This is a genomic window from Alterluteimonas muca (genome assembly GCF_021191595.1).
GTDB lineage: Bacteria > Pseudomonadota > Gammaproteobacteria > Xanthomonadales > Xanthomonadaceae > Luteimonas > Luteimonas muca.
Genome location: NZ_JAIWPS010000002.1, coordinates 66,618 through 82,852 on the forward strand (window position 1 = coordinate 66,618; position 16,235 = coordinate 82,852).

Annotated in this window: 15 protein-coding genes; 8 read left to right on the plus strand and 7 right to left on the minus strand. The window is 70.6% G+C overall.

What is annotated here, in order from left to right:
• Positions 1-3 precede the first annotated feature (3 nt).
• The gene (lpxH, locus tag LDO11_RS03520; RefSeq protein ID WP_129136484.1) at positions 4-732 is read right to left on the minus strand and encodes a UDP-2,3-diacylglucosamine diphosphatase; all 729 of its coding nucleotides are present in this window, start codon (positions 730-732) and stop codon (positions 4-6) included.
• Positions 733-865: 133 nt separating this feature from the next.
• Here lpxH and gltX point away from each other — a divergent pair, with 133 nt between their 5' ends.
• Positions 866-2,272 (plus strand): glutamate--tRNA ligase, encoded by a 1,407-nt coding sequence (gltX, locus tag LDO11_RS03525; protein ID WP_232140371.1) that lies wholly within the window; start codon positions 866-868, stop codon positions 2,270-2,272.
• Between the two features lie 47 nt (positions 2,273-2,319).
• A complete protein-coding gene (locus tag LDO11_RS03530; protein ID WP_435574605.1) occupies positions 2,320-2,820 on the plus strand; it encodes a transcriptional repressor in 501 nt (166 codons plus the stop codon).
• Positions 2,821-2,849: 29 nt separating this feature from the next.
• On the opposite strand, the gene LDO11_RS03535 is transcribed toward LDO11_RS03530, so the two are convergent.
• Complete coding sequence (locus tag LDO11_RS03535; RefSeq protein WP_232140372.1) at positions 2,850-5,075, minus strand: TonB-dependent receptor; 2,226 nt, start codon at positions 5,073-5,075, stop codon at positions 2,850-2,852.
• 74 nt (positions 5,076-5,149) lie between these two features.
• On the opposite strand from LDO11_RS03535, the gene LDO11_RS03540 reads away from it, so the two are divergent.
• Together LDO11_RS03540 and LDO11_RS03545 are read left to right on the plus strand one after the other, a co-directional pair.
• The gene (locus LDO11_RS03540) at positions 5,150-5,554 is read left to right on the plus strand and encodes a MerC domain-containing protein (RefSeq protein ID WP_129136480.1); all 405 of its coding nucleotides are present in this window, start codon (positions 5,150-5,152) and stop codon (positions 5,552-5,554) included.
• Between the two features lie 67 nt (positions 5,555-5,621).
• Positions 5,622-5,795, plus strand: coding sequence for a 30S ribosomal protein THX (locus tag LDO11_RS03545; protein WP_100322062.1), 174 nt, complete (start codon positions 5,622-5,624; stop codon positions 5,793-5,795).
• An 861-nt stretch (positions 5,796-6,656) separates the two neighbouring features.
• Here the strand turns inward: LDO11_RS03545 and LDO11_RS03550 are convergent.
• Genes LDO11_RS03550 through LDO11_RS03560 form a run of 3 tightly spaced genes read right to left on the minus strand, consistent with a single transcriptional unit; the run spans position 6,657 to position 9,265 of the window.
• Positions 6,657-7,865 (minus strand): dipeptidase, encoded by a 1,209-nt coding sequence (locus LDO11_RS03550; RefSeq protein WP_232140373.1) that lies wholly within the window; start codon positions 7,863-7,865, stop codon positions 6,657-6,659.
• 22 nt (positions 7,866-7,887) lie between these two features.
• Positions 7,888-9,120: an imidazolonepropionase gene (gene hutI, locus LDO11_RS03555; RefSeq protein ID WP_232140374.1), complete on the minus strand. Its 1,233-nt coding sequence runs from the start codon at positions 9,118-9,120 to the stop codon at positions 7,888-7,890.
• Complete coding sequence (locus LDO11_RS03560; RefSeq protein ID WP_232140375.1) at positions 9,110-9,265, minus strand: hypothetical protein; 156 nt, start codon at positions 9,263-9,265, stop codon at positions 9,110-9,112. Before LDO11_RS03560 ends, hutI begins: the two co-directional genes overlap by 11 nt.
• Before the next feature lie 69 nt (positions 9,266-9,334).
• On the opposite strand from LDO11_RS03560, the gene LDO11_RS03565 reads away from it, so the two are divergent.
• From LDO11_RS03565 to LDO11_RS03580, 4 genes are all read left to right on the plus strand, one after another.
• Complete coding sequence (locus LDO11_RS03565; RefSeq protein ID WP_232140376.1) at positions 9,335-10,582, plus strand: formimidoylglutamate deiminase; 1,248 nt, start codon at positions 9,335-9,337, stop codon at positions 10,580-10,582.
• A gap of 910 nt (positions 10,583-11,492) precedes the next feature.
• Positions 11,493-11,837, plus strand: coding sequence for an RNA polymerase sigma factor (locus LDO11_RS15825; RefSeq protein ID WP_232140377.1), 345 nt, complete (start codon positions 11,493-11,495; stop codon positions 11,835-11,837).
• Between the two features lies 1 nt (position 11,838).
• Complete coding sequence (locus LDO11_RS03575; RefSeq protein WP_232140378.1) at positions 11,839-12,453, plus strand: hypothetical protein; 615 nt, start codon at positions 11,839-11,841, stop codon at positions 12,451-12,453.
• Between the two features lie 23 nt (positions 12,454-12,476).
• A complete protein-coding gene (locus tag LDO11_RS03580) occupies positions 12,477-14,114 on the plus strand; it encodes a serine hydrolase (protein ID WP_232140379.1) in 1,638 nt (545 codons plus the stop codon).
• A gap of 20 nt (positions 14,115-14,134) precedes the next feature.
• Here the strand turns inward: LDO11_RS03580 and LDO11_RS03585 are convergent, their stop codons facing one another.
• The gene (locus tag LDO11_RS03585) at positions 14,135-14,629 is read right to left on the minus strand and encodes a methylated-DNA--[protein]-cysteine S-methyltransferase (protein WP_232140380.1); all 495 of its coding nucleotides are present in this window, start codon (positions 14,627-14,629) and stop codon (positions 14,135-14,137) included.
• Positions 14,626-16,182, minus strand: a complete 1,557-nt coding sequence (locus LDO11_RS03590; RefSeq protein WP_232140381.1) for an AlkA N-terminal domain-containing protein — start codon at positions 16,180-16,182, stop codon at positions 14,626-14,628. Before LDO11_RS03590 ends, LDO11_RS03585 begins: the two co-directional genes overlap by 4 nt.
• Positions 16,183-16,235: the final 53 nt, after the last annotated feature.

Below are 16,235 nucleotides of genomic sequence, written 5' to 3' on the forward strand. Positions count from 1 at the left end.
CGGTCAGCGCAGCGCCGACAGCTCGAAGCGGCCATCGGGGTAAGCGCGCAGCACCGAACCCTGTTCGTACCAGTCACCCAGCACGATGCGGCGGCGGCCGCCGGCCAGCTCATGGATCGCCGGGCGATGGGTGTGGCCATGGATCATGGTGTCGACGCCGTGCGTGTCGAAGAACGCATCCACAGTGGCCGGGGCGACGTCGGTGATCGTCTCCATCGTGCCGGCGGACTTCATCTCGCCCTGGCGTGCCTGGCTGGCGGCGCGTGCCTGGGCGGCGAATGCCAGTCGCGCGGCGAGCGGCTGCGCGAGCATCTGCGCCTGCCAGGCCGGGTTGCGGGTCTGCACGCGGATCGCCTGGTATTCGACGTCGTCGGTGCACAGCAGGTCGCCGTGGGTCAGCAGCACGCGGCGCCCGTACAGCTCGACCACGGCCGGATCCGGCAGCACCTGCATGCCCGCGCGCGCGGCGTAGTCGGCGCCGAGCAGGAAGTCGCGATTGCCGTGCATGAAGAAGACCGGCACGCCGGCGGCCGACAGCGCCTGCAGGCGGTCGGCAACGATACTGCCAGCCTCGGACGGATCGTCGTCGCCGACCCAGGACTCGAACAGGTCGCCGAGGATGTACAGCGCGTCCGCGCCGCGTGCCTCGCCGTCGAGGAACGCGGCGAACAGGCGGGTGATGTCCGGTCGCGCCGGGTCGAGATGCAGGTCGGAAACGAAGAGGGTGCTCATGCCGCGAATGATACCGGCGTGCCCGCGCGCACCGTTGGCCAGCCGCACGCAGCGATGGCGACGTTTGCCGTTGCGGGCCGCACCCCGCGCACTGGCCTAAAATGCGCGATTCCCCGGATCACAGCCCGCCCCCATGACCGTCCGCACCCGCTTCGCCCCCAGTCCCACCGGCTACCTGCATATCGGCGGCGCCCGCACCGCGCTGTACTGCTGGCTGGCCGCGCGCCGCGCCGGCGGGCAGTTCGTGCTGCGCATCGAGGACACCGACCGCGAGCGCAGCACGCAGGCGGCCATCGACGCCATCCTCGAAGCGATGGACTGGCTGGGGCTGGATTACGACGAAGGGCCGATCTACCAGACCGCCCGCGTGGACCGCTACCGCGAGGTTGCCGAGCAGCTGGTGGCCAGCGGGCATGCCTATTACGCCTACGAGTCGAAGCAGGAACTCGACGCGATGCGCGAAGCGGCGATGGCCGCAGGCGACAAGCCCCGCTACAACGGTGCCTATCGCGAGCAGGGCGCCCCGTACCGCGACGATCCCAACCGGGTGATCCGCCTGAAGAATCCGCTCGACGGCGTCGTCGCCTGGGACGACAAGGTCAAGGGCCGCATCGAGATCGCCAACAGCGAACTCGACGACCTGGTGATCTTCCGCCCCGATGGCTATCCGACCTACAACTTCGCGGTGGTCGTGGACGACATCGACATGGGCATCACCGACGTGGTCAGAGGCGACGACCACGTCAACAACACCCCGCGGCAGATCAACATCTACCGCGCGCTGGGTGCGCCGGTGCCGGCGTTCTCGCACCTGCCGATGATCCTCGACGAGCAGGGTGCGAAGCTTTCCAAGCGCACCGGCGCCGCCGATGTCATGCAGTACCGCGATGCCGGCTACCTGCCGCATGCGCTGCTCAATTACCTGGTGCGGCTGGGCTGGTCGCACGGCGATCAGGAAGTGTTCTCGATCGACGAGATGAAGGCGCGGTTCGACCTCGCCGACGTCAATGCCAAGGCCTCGCGGCTGGACATGGCCAAGCTCGGCTGGCTCAACCAGCAGTACCTCAAGAGCGACGCGCCGGATGCGGTGGCCGGACATCTCGAATGGCACCTGCGCAACGCCGGCTATGACCTCGGCGCGGGACCGGCGTCATCCGATGTCGTGCTCGCGCTGCGCGACCGCGTGCAGACGCTTGCGGAAATGGCCGAGCGTGCGGCGGTGTGGTACCGGCCGCTGACGGAATACGACGACAAGGCCGTCGCCAAGCACCTGAAGCCGGAAGCACGCGCCGCGCTCGACGATGCGCGTGCGCGCCTGGCCGCAGTCGACAGCTGGAACGTCGAGGCGATCAACGCCGCGCTGCACGCCACTGCGGAATCGCTCGGCCTGGGGATGGGGAAGATCGCGCAGCCGATGCGTGTGGCGATCACCGGCACCCAGGTCAGCCCGGACATCGGCCATACCGTGTATCTGGCCGGTCGCGACGAAGCGCTTGCGCGCATCGATGCGGCGCTGGCGATGGTGCCGGCAGAAGGCTGAGTCCCGTGCCGCGCCTTGAGTCCCGTGCCAGGCGCGGCCATCATCGGATAATGAAACACGTACACGCCTGCACGGATCCGCAGCACCATGTCGACGACGCCGCGGCCTTCGTGCGCGCGGTGGAGCGTGCCTGCAGCGAACGTGGGCTGCGGCTGACGCCGATCCGTGCGCATGTGCTCGGGCTGATCGCCGATGCCGGCCGACCGCTCAAGGCCTACGACCTGCTCGACCAGGTCCGCGAGGGCGGGGGCCCGGGTGCGGCGGCGCCGCCCACGGTCTATCGCGCGCTCGATTTCCTGCTCGCCAACGGCTTCATCCACAAGCTGCAGTCGGTGAACGCGTTCGTCGCCTGCCACCATCCGAGCACTGCGCAGCATTCGGTTCCGTTCCTGATCTGCGACCGCTGCCATTCCGCGGTCGAGCTGGAGGACGAGGCGGTGGTTGCAGCCCTCGACAGCCGCGCCCGCGCGCTGGGTTTCGTGCCGCAGGCGCAGACGCTGGAAGTGCACGGGCTGTGCGCGGCCTGCGTGGAGTCGGCCGGCGACTGAGCGCCGGCCCCGGGGCGCGTGCGGCCCGGTCAGAAGAACATGCGGATGCCACCGGCGATCGAACGCCCCGGCAGCGGCGCGATATCACGCAACAGCGAGGTGTGCGGACGCGCCTCGCGGTCGGTGAGGTTGCGGCCGTCGAGAAACAGTTCCCACTGGGTGCCGTCGGGTTCACCGACGCGCCACGCGATGCCGGCATTGACCAGGGTGTAGCCGGGGCTTGGGTCTTCGCCCGTGGCAACGCGGTCCTGCTCCATGTAGCGCACCGCGCCGGCATGCGCGCGCCAGCCACCGACGGCCCAGTTGAGGTCGGCGCCCAGCCGTGATGGCGCGATGCGCGGCAGGTTGCCGCCGAGCGCGATATCGGCATGGTAGTGGTGGCTGTGGTCGCCATGCGGTACGTCGAAGTGCACGTGGCGTGTGCCGCTGCCGTCGAGCTTCGCCCGCACGATGTCGCCGAACACGCGCAGGTCGAAATCACCGGCGTCGGACTCCAGCAGGTGCAGTTTCGCCTCGGCCTCGGCGCCGCGGAACGTGGTATCGCCCTGCGTCCACAGCCGCACTGGCAGGCCGCCGTCGACCACCCCGGTCTCGGCCAGGTAGGTGTAGCGGTCGAACTTCGTCTGGTACACCGCCGCCTTCATCTCGACCCGCCCGGTATGTGCATGCAGGCCAAGTTCGAGACGCTGGCCGCGCTCGGTGTCGAGGTCGGGATCGCCGATCTCCATCGAATTGGTGGCGATATGCGCGCCACGGGCAAACAGCTCCTCGTTGGTCGGCGCACGCTCGGAAACGTCGGCACCGACGCGCAGGTCGAACACCTCCGACAGATGCCAGATCGCGGCACCGGACAGGCTGCTGGCATCGAAGCGGCGCGAGACCCCGGTGGCGGAATCGATCTCGACGCGCTCGTGGCGGCCGCCGAATTCCAGCTTGACCGGCCCGAACTCCTTCTCCTGCACCACGAACAGGCCAATGGTGTCGGACACGCTTGGCGGCACGAAGGCTTCCGCGCCCTGCGCCTCGAAGTTCACATGGCCCAGCTGCAGCCCGAAGGCGCCATGCCAGCCATCGAATACGTTCTGCACCGCTTCCAGCCGCGCCTCGGTGCCGCGATTGACGAAGCGGGTGGCCGCGAGGCCGTCCTCGAGTTCGACGTGTTCGTAGTCGCTGCGCGCCGCGCGCAGGTTGAGCGCCGACAGGAACGGAAGCGGATCATAGATGCCGCCCTTGAGGTCGACGCGGTTCTGGGCGAGGTCGATGCGGACCGGGCCGTGGTCGTGTGCATGGCCGCCGTCGTGATCGTGGCCGCCGTGGTCGTGGTCGTGGTCGTCGTGACCATGATCGCCATGACCATGATCGTCATGGCCATGGGCATCGTCGCCATGTACGTGCGCACCCTCGGGCAGCCCGTAATTGGTGCGGTACGTACTCACCGCGACACCGAGGTGGCCGCGCTCGCCGAGCCAGGTGGCGCCGACCGCGCCGGCACGGGTGCGGATCGCACTGTTGGGCAGGGTGCCGTAGGCGGCTTCGTCGCCGTGGTGGTCATGGCCGTCGTGGTCGTGCAGGCGTTGCGCATGGCCCGGGATGTCGATGTCGCCGCTGTTGCGGATCACGCCGTCCACGTGCAGCACGAGGTTGTCGCCGCTGACGCCGTCGAGACGGAACATGCCGGTGCGCTCGTCGTTGCCGCTGGCCGCGCGCAGCTCGGCACGGCCGCTCAGCGGCTGGTCGGGGAGGTCGCGCGCGATGCGGCCGTCGACCACGTTCACCGCACCACCGATCGCACCGCTGCCGTAGAGAAGGTTGGCCGGGCCCTTGAGCACCTCGATCTGGTCGGCCAGGAACGGCTCGATGCCGACGGCATGGTCGGCGCTGACGGTGGAGGCATCCATGCTGCCGATGCCACCGGCCAGCACCTGCACGCGCGGGCCTTCCTGGCCTCGGATGATCGGCCGGCCGACGCCGGCGCCGAAGGAGCCGTTCTGCACGCCGGGCAGCGAGGCCACGGTTTCGCCGAGGCTGCCCGACTTGCGGTCGTCCAGCGCCTCGCCGTGCAGCACCTCGATCGGATGGGCGAGGTCCTCGGCATCACCACCCAGCGGCACGGCGGTCACCTGCACGGCATCGAGCGTGGTGGTCGTCGGGTGGGCACTGCTCTGCGCGTGTGCGCCGGCACTGAGGGGCAGCGCGATGGCCAGGGCAAGGGCACGGGCGAGGCGGGTGGGGGGCGGGCGGGACGGATCGATCATGGGCCGTGGGTTAGACTGGGCAACGGGACAGGAATGTTATAATGTTACGAAACTCTCCGCACCCCCCAGAAGACATGGCCGCACCCGATTCCACCCTTGCCCGCGCCGACCGGGTGGGCTTCGCCGCTTCGCTGCTGTGCGCGGTGCACTGTGCCGCGCTGCCGCTGGTACTGGCGGTGCTGCCCGCGCTGGGCCTCCGGGTCGGCGGCTGGATCGACTTCGACCAGGCCTTCGTGGTGTTTGCCACGCTTCTGGGCGCGACCACGCTGACGCTGGGATGGCGCCGCCATCGGGCATTCCATGCCTGGCTGTTGCTGGTGCCGGGTCTAGTGCTGGTGTGGGTCGGTGCGTTCACCCGCCTGCACGACCATTCGATGACCCACGTCGCGGTGATGACCGCCGGCGGCCTGCTGCTGGCGGCGGCGCACCTGGTCAACCTGCGGCTGACCCACGCACGCAGTCAGCCGACCTCTGCGTGATAGCATTTGCGGTCCCGCGCGCCGACCGGCGCCGTGCAATCCCGGCACAGCATTCAGGAGTTAGACGATGGGCAAGGGCGATCGCAAGACCCTCAAGGGCAAGCGCTACATTTCCAGCTACGGCAACGCCCGCAAGGCCGCCACCCGGGCCGCGGCCACCGCCGCCGCGCCGGTTGCGAAGAAGACCGTGGTGAAGGCGCCGGCCAAGAAGGTCGCCAAGAAGACCGTCGCCAAGGCGTGAGATCCGCCGCCGCGGCAAGTCTGGAAAAGCCCGCCATCGCGCGGGCTTTTTCGTGTCTGGTGTCCTGGTCGGGAACGACTCTTTTGCGGTCTTCAGAGTCTCCCGTCTCCAGAGTGCGGCCCGGGATCTCGAAGCTGCCTGCGGTGCGCCGCACTGCAAGGCCAAAGTCGGGCCCCGACCCGCACAGCCTCCCTGCCTGCGAAGTCCAGTGAGGCTGGCACATGTGGTTCAGGGATTGCTTCGGAGCCCCCGCGTTGCCCGCCGCGGCCACAGGGGGATGCCCAGCCGGATATCTCCGCGTCCTGCTACCACATCCGGCCGCCGGCCATCCATGGCCGGCTCTGGACATCCCCCTGCGTCCGCGGCGGGCTCCGAGCTGGCGTCGCATCAGCACGAAGAGCGTGGGAGCGCGCTCCCGCGTGATCAGGACCCGGCTTATCGCGCCAAGTCCGCTCCACGCCCACCCGCCCAGCGCGTCCGACGTCGGCCGATAACCGGCGGTTGTCGTGCACAGCAGGCGGACGATTCAATCCGCCGAAGCCGGCGAATGCGTGGGCCCGTCGCGTGCACCGGGGGGTGTGCTCCCAGCCGGCCATGGATGGCCGGTGGCCGGCCGTGGTAGCTGGACGCGGACTCCGGCCGGGGGAGCACACCCCGCGGTGCGCTCGACGGGCAGCGCGAGCCCACCGAGGGCAGCGCGGACCCATCGAGGGAAGCGCGGAACCCACGAAGCGACTCGCGAACCGGTATGCCACTCTGCTCGACACCCGGAGTCCGCGGGACCGCCGTTGTGAAGTCGCGCCGCGCGTTGCAGGCGCCAACGCCGACCCGCTCCACGACCTCAGCCTGAGCGGTACTCCCTCAGCGTTCCGCGCCGGCCTCGATCTGCGCCCACACGCGCAGGAAGTTGCCGCCGAGAATCTTGCGGATGTCGGCATCCGAATAGCCACGGGCCTGCAGGCCGGCGATGAAGTTCGGGAAGTCGGCGACGCTCTTCAGGCCCTCGGGCAGGTTGCCGTCGACACCATCGAAGTCCGAGCCGATGCCGACATGGTCGATGCCGACCAGCTTCACCGCATGGTCGATCTGGTCGAGCACCGCGTCGATCGCGGTCGGCGGCGACGGATGCTCGGCATCCCACTTCGCAACGAACGCACGGCGGTCCTCCAGCGGCTCGCCGGCCGCGGCGCGCTCGTTGTTGCGGCGGTCGAATTCGCCGATGGCGCGGAAGTAGGCCTGCGTGTCGGCGGCGGCCTGCGGGTTGACGAAGGCATTGCCGAAGGGAATCTGGATGACACCGCCCTTCGCCGCGATCGCCTTCGCCAGCTCGTCGCTGAGGTTGCGCTCGAAGTCGGGAGTGAAATGGCGCAGCGCCGAGTGGCTGGCGATCACCGGCACCCGGCTCAGCTCGATCGCCTGCGCGGTGGCGGCGTCGGAGATGTGCGAGACGTCGACCATGATGCCGAGTCGGTTCATCTCGGCGATCACCTCGCGGCCGAACGGACTCAGGCCGTTCCAGCGCTTCTCCAGCGTGTACGACGAATCGGCGATGCGGTTGTTGCCGCTGTGGGCGAGGGTCATGTAGCGCACGCCACGCTGGTGGAAACGCTCGAGCTCGGTCAGGTCGTCGCCGATCGGGCCGCCGTTCTCCATGCCCAGCGCCAGCAGCACGCGGCCGCCTTCGCGCAGGCGCTCGACGTCGCCCGGCGAGGTCAGCAGCGCGAACCGGTCGGGATGGCGTGCCGCCAGCGCTTCGACCGCGTCGATCTGCTGGTGTGCGAGCTGCCGCGCGCTGCCGTCCTCGTCGCGGGCGGCGGAGGTGTAGATCGCCATGAAGGCCACGTCCAGCCCGCCTTCGCGCGCACGCGGGTAGTCGAACTCGCGGTCCGGCACCGGCCCACCGAGGTCCGCCCAGGTGCCGACCAGGATGCCGGGCGCGTCGATATGGGTGTCGACGATGACCGCTTCCTGCGCGAGCCGCTGCGCGGCGTCCGGCGCCTGCGCCGCTGCGGAGGATGCAAAGGCCAGGGCCAGGGCAAGCGTGGAATGGAACAGGACGGTGCGCGTCATGGAACCTCCGGGCAGTGCGGATTCAGTCGGTGAGGGCGGCGATGCGGCGGCCATCGGCATGCACGCTGCGTGCGAGCCGGCCACCGAGCCAGTAGCAGAGTTCTGCCGGTTCGCGCACGTCCCAGTGCACGAAGTCGGCACGCAGCCCGGTACGCAGGCGGCCGCGGTCCTGGAGGCCGAGCGCGCGTGCGGCGTGCATGGTCGCGCCGCGCAGCGCCTCCTCCGGCGTCAGCCGGAAATGCGTGCACGCCAGCTGCATCGCCTGGCGCAGTGACAGCAGCGGCGACGTACCCGGGTTGCAGTCGGTGGCCACCGCCATCGGCACGCCGGCAGCGCGGAAGGCATCCAGCGGCGGCAGCCGGGTTTCGCGCAACACGTGGAACGCACCCGGCAGCAGCACGGCGACGGTGCCGGCGGCGGCCATCGCGGCGACGCCGCGTTCGGATGTGTATTCGACATGGTCCGCCGACAGCCCGCCGAATTCGGCGACCAGTGCCGCACCCTCGCCATCGCTGAGCTGGTCGGCGTGCAGCTTCACCGGCAATCCAAGTGCGCATGCCGCCTCGAACAGCCGGCGGGTCTGCGCGGCATCGAAACCGATGCGCTCGGCGAACGCGTCCACCGCATCCACCAGGCCCTCGGCATACAGCCGCGGCAGCCAGTCGATGGTCGCATCGATATAGGCATCCGCACGTCCGGCGTATTCCGGCGGCAATGCATGTGCGGCGAGATAGGTGGTGCGTACGGTCACGCCGAGCACGTCGCCGAGCCGCCGCGCCACGCGCAGCATCCTGCGCTCGCTGTCGAAGTCGAGCCCGTAGCCCGACTTGACCTCCAGCGTGGTCACGCCGTCGGCAACCAGCGCACGCGCACGTGGCAGCGACTCGGCAAGCAGTGCGTTCTCGCTGGCAGCACGCACCGCGCGCACGCTGGAGACGATGCCACCGCCGCTGCGGGCGATGTCCTCGTAGCTCGCACCCTCGAGGCGCTGTTCGAACTCGCCCGCACGGTTGCCGGCGAACACAAGATGCGTGTGGCAGTCGACCAGGCCCGGGGTGATGCAGCCATCGCTGCGGATCACCTCGTGGGCGAGCGCTTCGGGCGCGTCGGGCAGTTCGCTGGCGGTACCGACATGGGTCAGTACGCCGTCCTTCCAGCCGAGGGCGCCATCGGCGATCGCGCCGTAACCGGCGTCGCCGGCCAGCGTCACCAGGGTGGGGCCGACGACCAGCCCATCCCAGCGCTCAGCGCCCATCGTCGCGATCCTCGGCGGAGTTGCCGGCGTCATCGTGCGGGCGGCTGCGACGCGCGCCGGGCCCGCGCAGGCGTTCGCGGGCGATGAGCAGGATGACGGCGAGGCCGAGCACCAACGCGCCCAGGACCACCAGCGTTTCGACCATGCGTGCGTACAACACCACTGAACGAGCAGGTAGCCTAGCGCATTCCTCCGATGCACCCGCGAGTCGCCGATGTCGAGAGCGCTGAACATTTCCCGCGAGCCAGGCGGCTGGCGCGTACCCGGCCTGTCCAACCTGCATTCGCATGCCTTCCAGCGGGCGATGGCGGGCATGGCCGAGCGTCGGACCCGCACGGGCGACGGCGCGCACGATTCGTTCTGGACCTGGCGCGAGACGATGTACCGCTTCGCCGCACGCATGACCCCGGACACCCTGCACGCGGTGGCGGCGCAGCTGTATGCCGAGATGCTCGAGGCCGGTTACGCCCGCGTGTGCGAGTTCCACTACGTCCACCACCGCCCCGATGGCGTGCCGTATGACGACGCCGCCGAGATGTCGCTCGCCCTGCTGGCGGCCGCGCGCGAGACCGGCATCCGCCTGACCCTGCTGCCGGTGCTGTACATGACCGGTGGCTTCGATGGACGCGCGCTGTCGCCACGGCAGGCACGCTTCGGCCACACGGTCGATGCCTATCTGCGCCTGTTCGAAAGCCTGCACGCGCGCGAATGCGCGGACCTGCGTGTCGGCGTCGCGCTGCACAGCCTGCGCGCGGTGCCCGAGGCCGCCATGCGCGAGGTGCTGGCGGCGCTGCCGGCCGGTACGCCGGTGCACATCCATATCGCCGAGCAGGTCGGCGAGGTCGAGGACTGCCTGGCGGTACGCGGTGCACGACCGGTGCAGTGGCTGCTCGACCATGCACCGGTGGATGCGCGCTGGACGCTGGTGCATGCCACCCACCTCGATGCCGACGAGACCGCGCGGCTGGCGCGCAGCGGTGCCACGGTTGCGCTGTGCCCGACGACGGAGGCCAACCTCGGCGACGGCCTGTTTCCGCTGCGCGCCTATCTCGATGCCGGCGGGCACTGGGGCATCGGCTCGGATTCGCACATCTCGGTGTCGCCGGTGGAGGAACTGCGCTGGCTGGAATACGGCCAACGGCTGGTGACCGGGCGCCGCAACGTCGCCACCGGCGCGTTCGACAGCGTCGGGCAGACGCTGCTGGCAGGCGCACTCGATGGCGATCGTGCCACCGGCTTCGACGCCGACGACGAATGGCTGCTGCTGGATGCCGACGCGCCGGTGCTGGTGGGCGCCGACGCGGACGACCTTGCCGATCGGTGGATCTTCAGCGGCAACCGCCCGCTGGTGCGCGAGACCCGCATCGGTGACCGCCGCCTGGTGGTCGATGGCCATCATCTGCAGGCCGATGCCATCGCCGAGGATTACCGCCGCGCGATGCGGACCCTGCTGGCGGATTAGCGCGGTTGAGGCTTGGCCGCCGAAAGGCCCCGGGTTCGTCCTGGACGCCGGAAGCAAGGTCTTCTCGCGGTCGGGGGGCGCCTGTGGGGTCCGGGCTGCCCACCACGGCCACAGGGGGATGCCCAGCCGGATATCTCCGCGTCCTGCTCCCACATCCGGCCGCCGGCCATCCATGGCCGGCTCTGGACATCCCCCTGCGTCCGCGGCGGGCTCCGACCTGTCGTCGATTCTGGAAGAAGGTCAACGGCACAGGACAGACGACTGATGGCTTCGGAACCCTCTCTCGCTTGCAGAGAGGGGCAGGGTGAGGGTCACGCCGCGCAGGACGAAGCCCTCATCCGCCCCTTCGGGCACCTTCTCCCGTGAGCGGGAGAAGGGTTGTTGCAGCGACTTCGGCGGCGGCACTGCTCTCCGTGCCGAAGCCCGCGAACGCCGAAGCCCGTCGCGTGCACCGGGGGGTGTGCGCACAGCCGGCCATGGATGGCCGGCGGCCGGCCGTGGTAGCTGGACGCGAACTCCGGCCGGGGGAGCACACCCCCCGGTGCGCGCGACGGGCAGCGCGGCTCGCAACGACGCACCTCACCGGCCGGCCCCTGGCGTTGCACAGCAGCCGTGCATGGGAGCAGCGGGGACAACGCCCCCGTGTGCACGATGGAAGACGCGGCACGCACGGAAGCGTGTCAGCCGTACGGCATCCCCCCTGGAGTTGGGAGGTGAACTGAAAATTTTCGCCCGGCCGCGCGACTAATCTTTCGAACCCATCCAAGAGCAGCCTGCTGGTGCGCACGGAGATCGAACGCGAGTTCTCGCGGATGCTGGACGAAAGCCGCCCGGCGCTGGTACGCCTGGCACGGTGCTATGCCGGCGTCGACGACTGGCAGGACCTGCTGCAGGAGATGTGCCTGCAGCTGTGGCGCAGCTTCGGCAGTTCGACGGACGCGCGCAGCAGTCGACCTGGGTGTACCGCGTCGCCCTCAACACCGCGCTCAGCCAGATCCGCAGGCCGCGCCTGCTGCACCGTCCGCTGGACGGGATCGCCGAGCCCGGCGACAGCGGCCAGCCCGGGGATCCGCTGCACGTGCTGGACGCCTTCCTCGCCGGGCTCGATCCACTGTCGCGCAGCGTGCTGCTGCTGGATCTCGAGGGCCTGCCGCGCGAGCAGATCGCCGACGTGCTGGGGCTGACGCCGAACGCCGTGGCCATCCGCATGACCCGCCTGCGGCAGGCATTCGAAACGCGCTTCCTGGAGGACTGACATGGACTGGGACCGTATCCGCGAGCAATGGCAGCAGCAGCCGGCCGACGCCGGGACGATCGCGATCGACGCCCTGCGCCGTCGCGACGACGCGCTCGCGAAACAGGTGCGCCGCCGCGACCGCATCGAGGTGATCGCAGCGGCGGTGGTTGCGCTGGCGTTTTCCGGCATCGCCCTGGTGGCCGCGCTCGAACGCGCCTGGCTGGAACTGGCCTTTGCCGTCTGGCTGGTGGCGTGGGCGGTGTCCATTCCCGTGTGGCTGCATCGCGGCCGCGCCCATCTTGCGGAAGCCGACCCCGCAGTGCCGCTGCTGCAGCATCTCGAACGCCGCCGCCAGCTGGCCATCACCCAGGCACGGATGCTGGAACGCGCCTGGCTGTGGTACGTGGCGCCCGCCCTGGTGGGCCTGGTCGGGCTGACGCTGGCCGCGTCCGGGCCGACGCCCGGCGCACTTGCCTATCTCGGTGCGTGCCTGGCGCTGGGTGCCGCGATCGCATGGTGGAACGCGCACGTCGCGCGTACCCGCTTCCGCCGGCATGCGGATGCATTGCAGCAGCAGATCGATACGCTGTCCGCCACCGGCACGCAACGGCCGGAACGGACCCCGTTGCCATGACGTTCTTCCAGGAGGAAATCCAGATGCGTGCTTCCCGTCGCCTCGCCCCGCTCGTGGTCGCCCTGATGGGCGCGCTGCCCCTCGCACAGGCCGCGGCCCTGCCATCGCTCGAAAATGCGCTGGACCAGCGCCTGGACGGCGATCGCAGCGGCGCCTGCGTCGCCGCCGCGGTGATCGACGGCGAGCGCCTCGAGCGCGCATACCGCTGCGTCGATCCGGCGGCGCAGTCGCGCATCGAGGGGCGCGTGGCGTTCGAGATCGGCTCGGTGACCAAGACCATGACCGCCGCACTGCTGGCGACGCTGATCGAGCGCGGAGAACTGTCGCTGGACGATCCACTCGCGAGCCTGCTGCCAGCCGGTACCCGGGTGCCGGAGTTCGAAGGCCAGCCGATCCTGCTGCGCCATGTGGTCACCCACACCTCCGGGCTGCCGGCATTGCCGTCGAGGATGCGCATTGCCGATCCCGCCAACCCCTATGCCGCGCTGGACGAAGACGCGCTGCTGGCGTCGCTGGCGGATGTGCGGCTGGCACAGGCACCCGGCACGCAGGTCACGTATTCCAACTTCGCGTCGATGGTGCTGTCCTGGGCACTGGCGAAGCGTGCGGGCACCGACTTCGAATCACTGCTCGCCCGCGAGCTGTTCCAACCGCTGGGGATGCGCGATGCGTACGTCGCCCAGGCACCCGAAGGGGTGACCGCCGTGAAGGGCCATCTGCCCGGCGGGCAGCCGACCAGCGCATGGACCTTCCCGGTCGACATGGCCGGCGTGGGTGGCGTGCGCGCCACCCTCGACGACATGGTGCGTTACACGCAGGCCCAGCTCGGGCAGGTGGATGCGCCGGTCGCGGCTGCGCTGGTGCGCACGCAGCAGCCGGTGCGCGAGGGCATCGCGATGAACTGGATGCTGGCCACGCCGGAAGGCCACACGGTGCATGTGCACGAAGGCGGTACCGGCGGGTTCTCCTCGCTGGTCGCGTTCGATCGCGGGCAGGGCCGGGCGGTGGTGCTGCTGTCGGACACTGCCGTGCATACGATGGGTGGCCTTGGCCGGCTGGGCCTGCATCTGCTCGGGCTGGAGGCTTCGCCAGGTGAACCACGGCGACCGGCCACGCCTCCCGGCGAACTGCTGGATGCACTGGCGGGCGACTGCCAGCTCGAAGGTGCCGGGATGCTCACCCTGTCGCGGCGCGGTGATGAGCTGATGGTGCAGGCCGCGGGCCAGCCCGAGCTGGCGTTCGGATACGACGACGCCGGCGAGTTCCACCTGCGCGGGGTCGACGCGGTGCTGCGGCCGCAGCGCGCGGCGGATGGCGGGTACGGTTTCGTCTGGGTGCAGGGCGGCGGCGAGCTGCGCGCGCGACGGGCGGGGCCGGAGGCGCCCGCGCAGCCGCTGCCGCCGGCCGAGGTCCTGCGCGGCTATGCGGGCAGCTATCCGCTGATGCCGGGCTTCGAACTCGACGTGCGCGAACGCGAGGGCGGGCTGTACGCGCAGGCGACCGGGCAGGGCGAATTCGCGCTTGCCGCCACCGCCAGCGCCGATGTCTTCGCGGCGCCGGCGTTCGGCATCGAGATCCGCTTCCAGCGCGATGCCGACGGTGGCGTGGCCGGGCTGGAACTGCACCAGGGCGGCAACGTCATGCGTGCCGGGCGGCGCTAGCGGTTGCGACGTGGCCTGCGTTACAGCAGGGCCTGCGGCAGCGCACCTTCCAGCGCCAGCAGATAGCGCTTCGTCGGCAGGCCGCCGCCGAAGCCGGTGAGGCCGCCGCTGGCGCCGATCACGCGATGGCAGGGCAGCACGATCGGCAGCGGGTTGCGGCCATTGGCCGCGCCCACCGCGCGTGCGGCGCCGCGGCGGCCCAGCCGCATCGCCAGCTGCGCGTAGCTCTCGGTGCTGCCGTAGGGAATGGCCGCCAGCGCCTGCCACACCGCGCGCTGGAATTCGGTGCCGCGCGGTGCCAGCGGCAGGTCGAAATCGCGGCGCTCGCCAGCGAAGTAGGCCGCGAGCTGGCGGCGGGCCTCGTCGATCAGCGGATGCCCGCCGCGGGTCCAGTCATCGCCGATGCGCACCGGGTGGCGGTTTTCAGGGAACGCGATCGCATGCAGGCCGGCATCGGAAGCGGCGACCAGCAGCGGGCCGACCGGGCTGTCGACATGGGTGTAGTGGACGCTCATGCGGCACTCCTGCGGCGCACGCCGCGGGGAATCGGATGGGAGGCGGATGCAGCTGGCGCCGTGACGGCCCCTGACGGCATGGCCATCGCGTCACGCCACAGCTGGATGACCGCGTAGCCGCGCCATGGTCGCCAGGCTTCGGCGCGCATGCGCAATGCGCGCTCGGTCAGGCGGCTGCCGTCATCCGGCACCGCGCGCTGCAGCACCAGGTCCCCGGCCGGGAAGGCATCCGGGTGCCCGAGTGCGCGCAGCGCGATGTACTGCGCGGTCCACGGCCCGATGCCGGGCAGCGCGGTCCAGCCGGCGACGAAGTCCTCGAGCGTGCCGTCGACGCGGAAGCCGACGCGCCCATCCGCCACTGCGCCGGCGATCGCGCGTACCGCGGCGGCGCGCGTGGCCGGCAGGCCCAAGCGATCGAGGTCGGCATCGGCCAGCGTCGCGGGATCCGGAAACAGATGCGCGTAACCCGCGGCGGCAAGCGCGTCCGGCACGCGTCTGCCGTGGCGGGCGGCCAGGCGCGTGGTGACCGTGCGCGCCGCGGCCACGCTGACCTGCTGCCCGACCACCGCGCGCACCGCGATCTCGAACCCGTCCCAGCCACTGGGGATGCGCAGTCCGGGGCGTGCGGCGAGCAATGGCGCCAGCCGTGCATCGCGCGCCAGCACCGCGGCAATCGCCTGCGGGTCCGCGTCCAGATCGAACATGCGCCGCACGCGCTGCACGATCGCGAGCAGGCTGCCGGCCGGCGCGCCCTGCAGTTCCAGCCGCAGCGCATGCACCGGTGCCTGTGCCGGCGACCGCCAGTGGCTCACGCGCAGCCAGCCGATCGTGTCGCCGGCGTCGAACACGCGGGCATAGCCCTGCGCGCCGACCTGTTCGATGCCGGGCAGTGCACGGCCGCGGAAGAAGTCCAGCATCGCATCGAAGTCGTAGGGCGGCCGGTAGCCCAGCCGCAGCACCAGCGGGCCGTCGCCGACCTCGGCGACCTGGCGGCGCAGATCGCGCGGCGCCATCGCGTAGGCCTCGCGGAACGCCGCGTTGAAGCGGCGCAGGCTGGCGAAGCCCGACTCCATCGCGACGGTGGTGACCGGTAGCGTGGTCTCGGTGAGCAGCTGTTTGGCGAACAGCAGCCGTCGGGTGGTGTGGACCGCGATCGGCGCCGCGCCGATACGCTCCACGAACAATCGCCGCAGCTGGCGCTCGCCCAGCTGCACGCGTGCGGCAAGCGTCGCCAGCGGTGCCTCGGCCAGCGCGCCGTCGTCGATCAGCTGCAGCGCACGCGCAAGGGTGTCGTCGCCGCGACGCCAGGAGCCTTCGCCGGGCGCGAGTTCCGGCCGGCAGCGCAGGCAGGGCCGGAAGCCCGCGGCTTCGGCGGCGGCCGCGCTCGGGTAGTAGTCGACGTTCTCGCGTTTGGGGGCCGGCGCCGGGCAGACCGGACGGCAGTAGATGCCGGTGCTGCGCACCGCGGTGAAGAACAGCCCGTCGAAGCGCGCATCGCGGCTGAGCCGCGCGCGCTCGCAGAGATCCGGGGCCAGGGCGGGCGTGTTCGTCATGGATGCAGGCTAGCACCGCCCCCGGGGTGCGACTGGCCGTTTCCGGACATGGA

Excerpts from the sequence above, each read along its gene's own strand:
- lpxH (WP_129136484.1), bottom strand. The coding sequence starts at position 732 with ATGAGCACCCTCTTCGTTTCCGACCTGCATCTCGACCCGGCGCGACCG.
- gltX (WP_232140371.1), top strand. The coding sequence starts at position 866 with ATGACCGTCCGCACCCGCTTCGCCCCCAGTCCCACCGGCTACCTGCAT.
- LDO11_RS03535 (WP_232140372.1), bottom strand. The coding sequence starts at position 5,075 with ATGATCGATCCGTCCCGCCCGCCCCCCACCCGCCTCGCCCGTGCCCTT.
- LDO11_RS03540 (WP_129136480.1), top strand. The coding sequence starts at position 5,150 with ATGGCCGCACCCGATTCCACCCTTGCCCGCGCCGACCGGGTGGGCTTC.
- LDO11_RS03545 (WP_100322062.1), top strand. The coding sequence starts at position 5,622 with ATGGGCAAGGGCGATCGCAAGACCCTCAAGGGCAAGCGCTACATTTCC.
- LDO11_RS03550 (WP_232140373.1), bottom strand. The coding sequence starts at position 7,865 with ATGACGCGCACCGTCCTGTTCCATTCCACGCTTGCCCTGGCCCTGGCC.
- hutI (WP_232140374.1), bottom strand. The coding sequence starts at position 9,120 with ATGGGCGCTGAGCGCTGGGATGGGCTGGTCGTCGGCCCCACCCTGGTG.
- LDO11_RS03560 (WP_232140375.1), bottom strand. The coding sequence starts at position 9,265 with ATGGTCGAAACGCTGGTGGTCCTGGGCGCGTTGGTGCTCGGCCTCGCC.
- LDO11_RS03565 (WP_232140376.1), top strand. The coding sequence starts at position 9,335 with ATGTCGAGAGCGCTGAACATTTCCCGCGAGCCAGGCGGCTGGCGCGTA.
- LDO11_RS03575 (WP_232140378.1), top strand. The coding sequence starts at position 11,839 with ATGGACTGGGACCGTATCCGCGAGCAATGGCAGCAGCAGCCGGCCGAC.
- LDO11_RS03580 (WP_232140379.1), top strand. The coding sequence starts at position 12,477 with ATGCGTGCTTCCCGTCGCCTCGCCCCGCTCGTGGTCGCCCTGATGGGC.
- LDO11_RS03585 (WP_232140380.1), bottom strand. The coding sequence starts at position 14,629 with ATGAGCGTCCACTACACCCATGTCGACAGCCCGGTCGGCCCGCTGCTG.
- LDO11_RS03590 (WP_232140381.1), bottom strand. The coding sequence starts at position 16,182 with ATGACGAACACGCCCGCCCTGGCCCCGGATCTCTGCGAGCGCGCGCGG.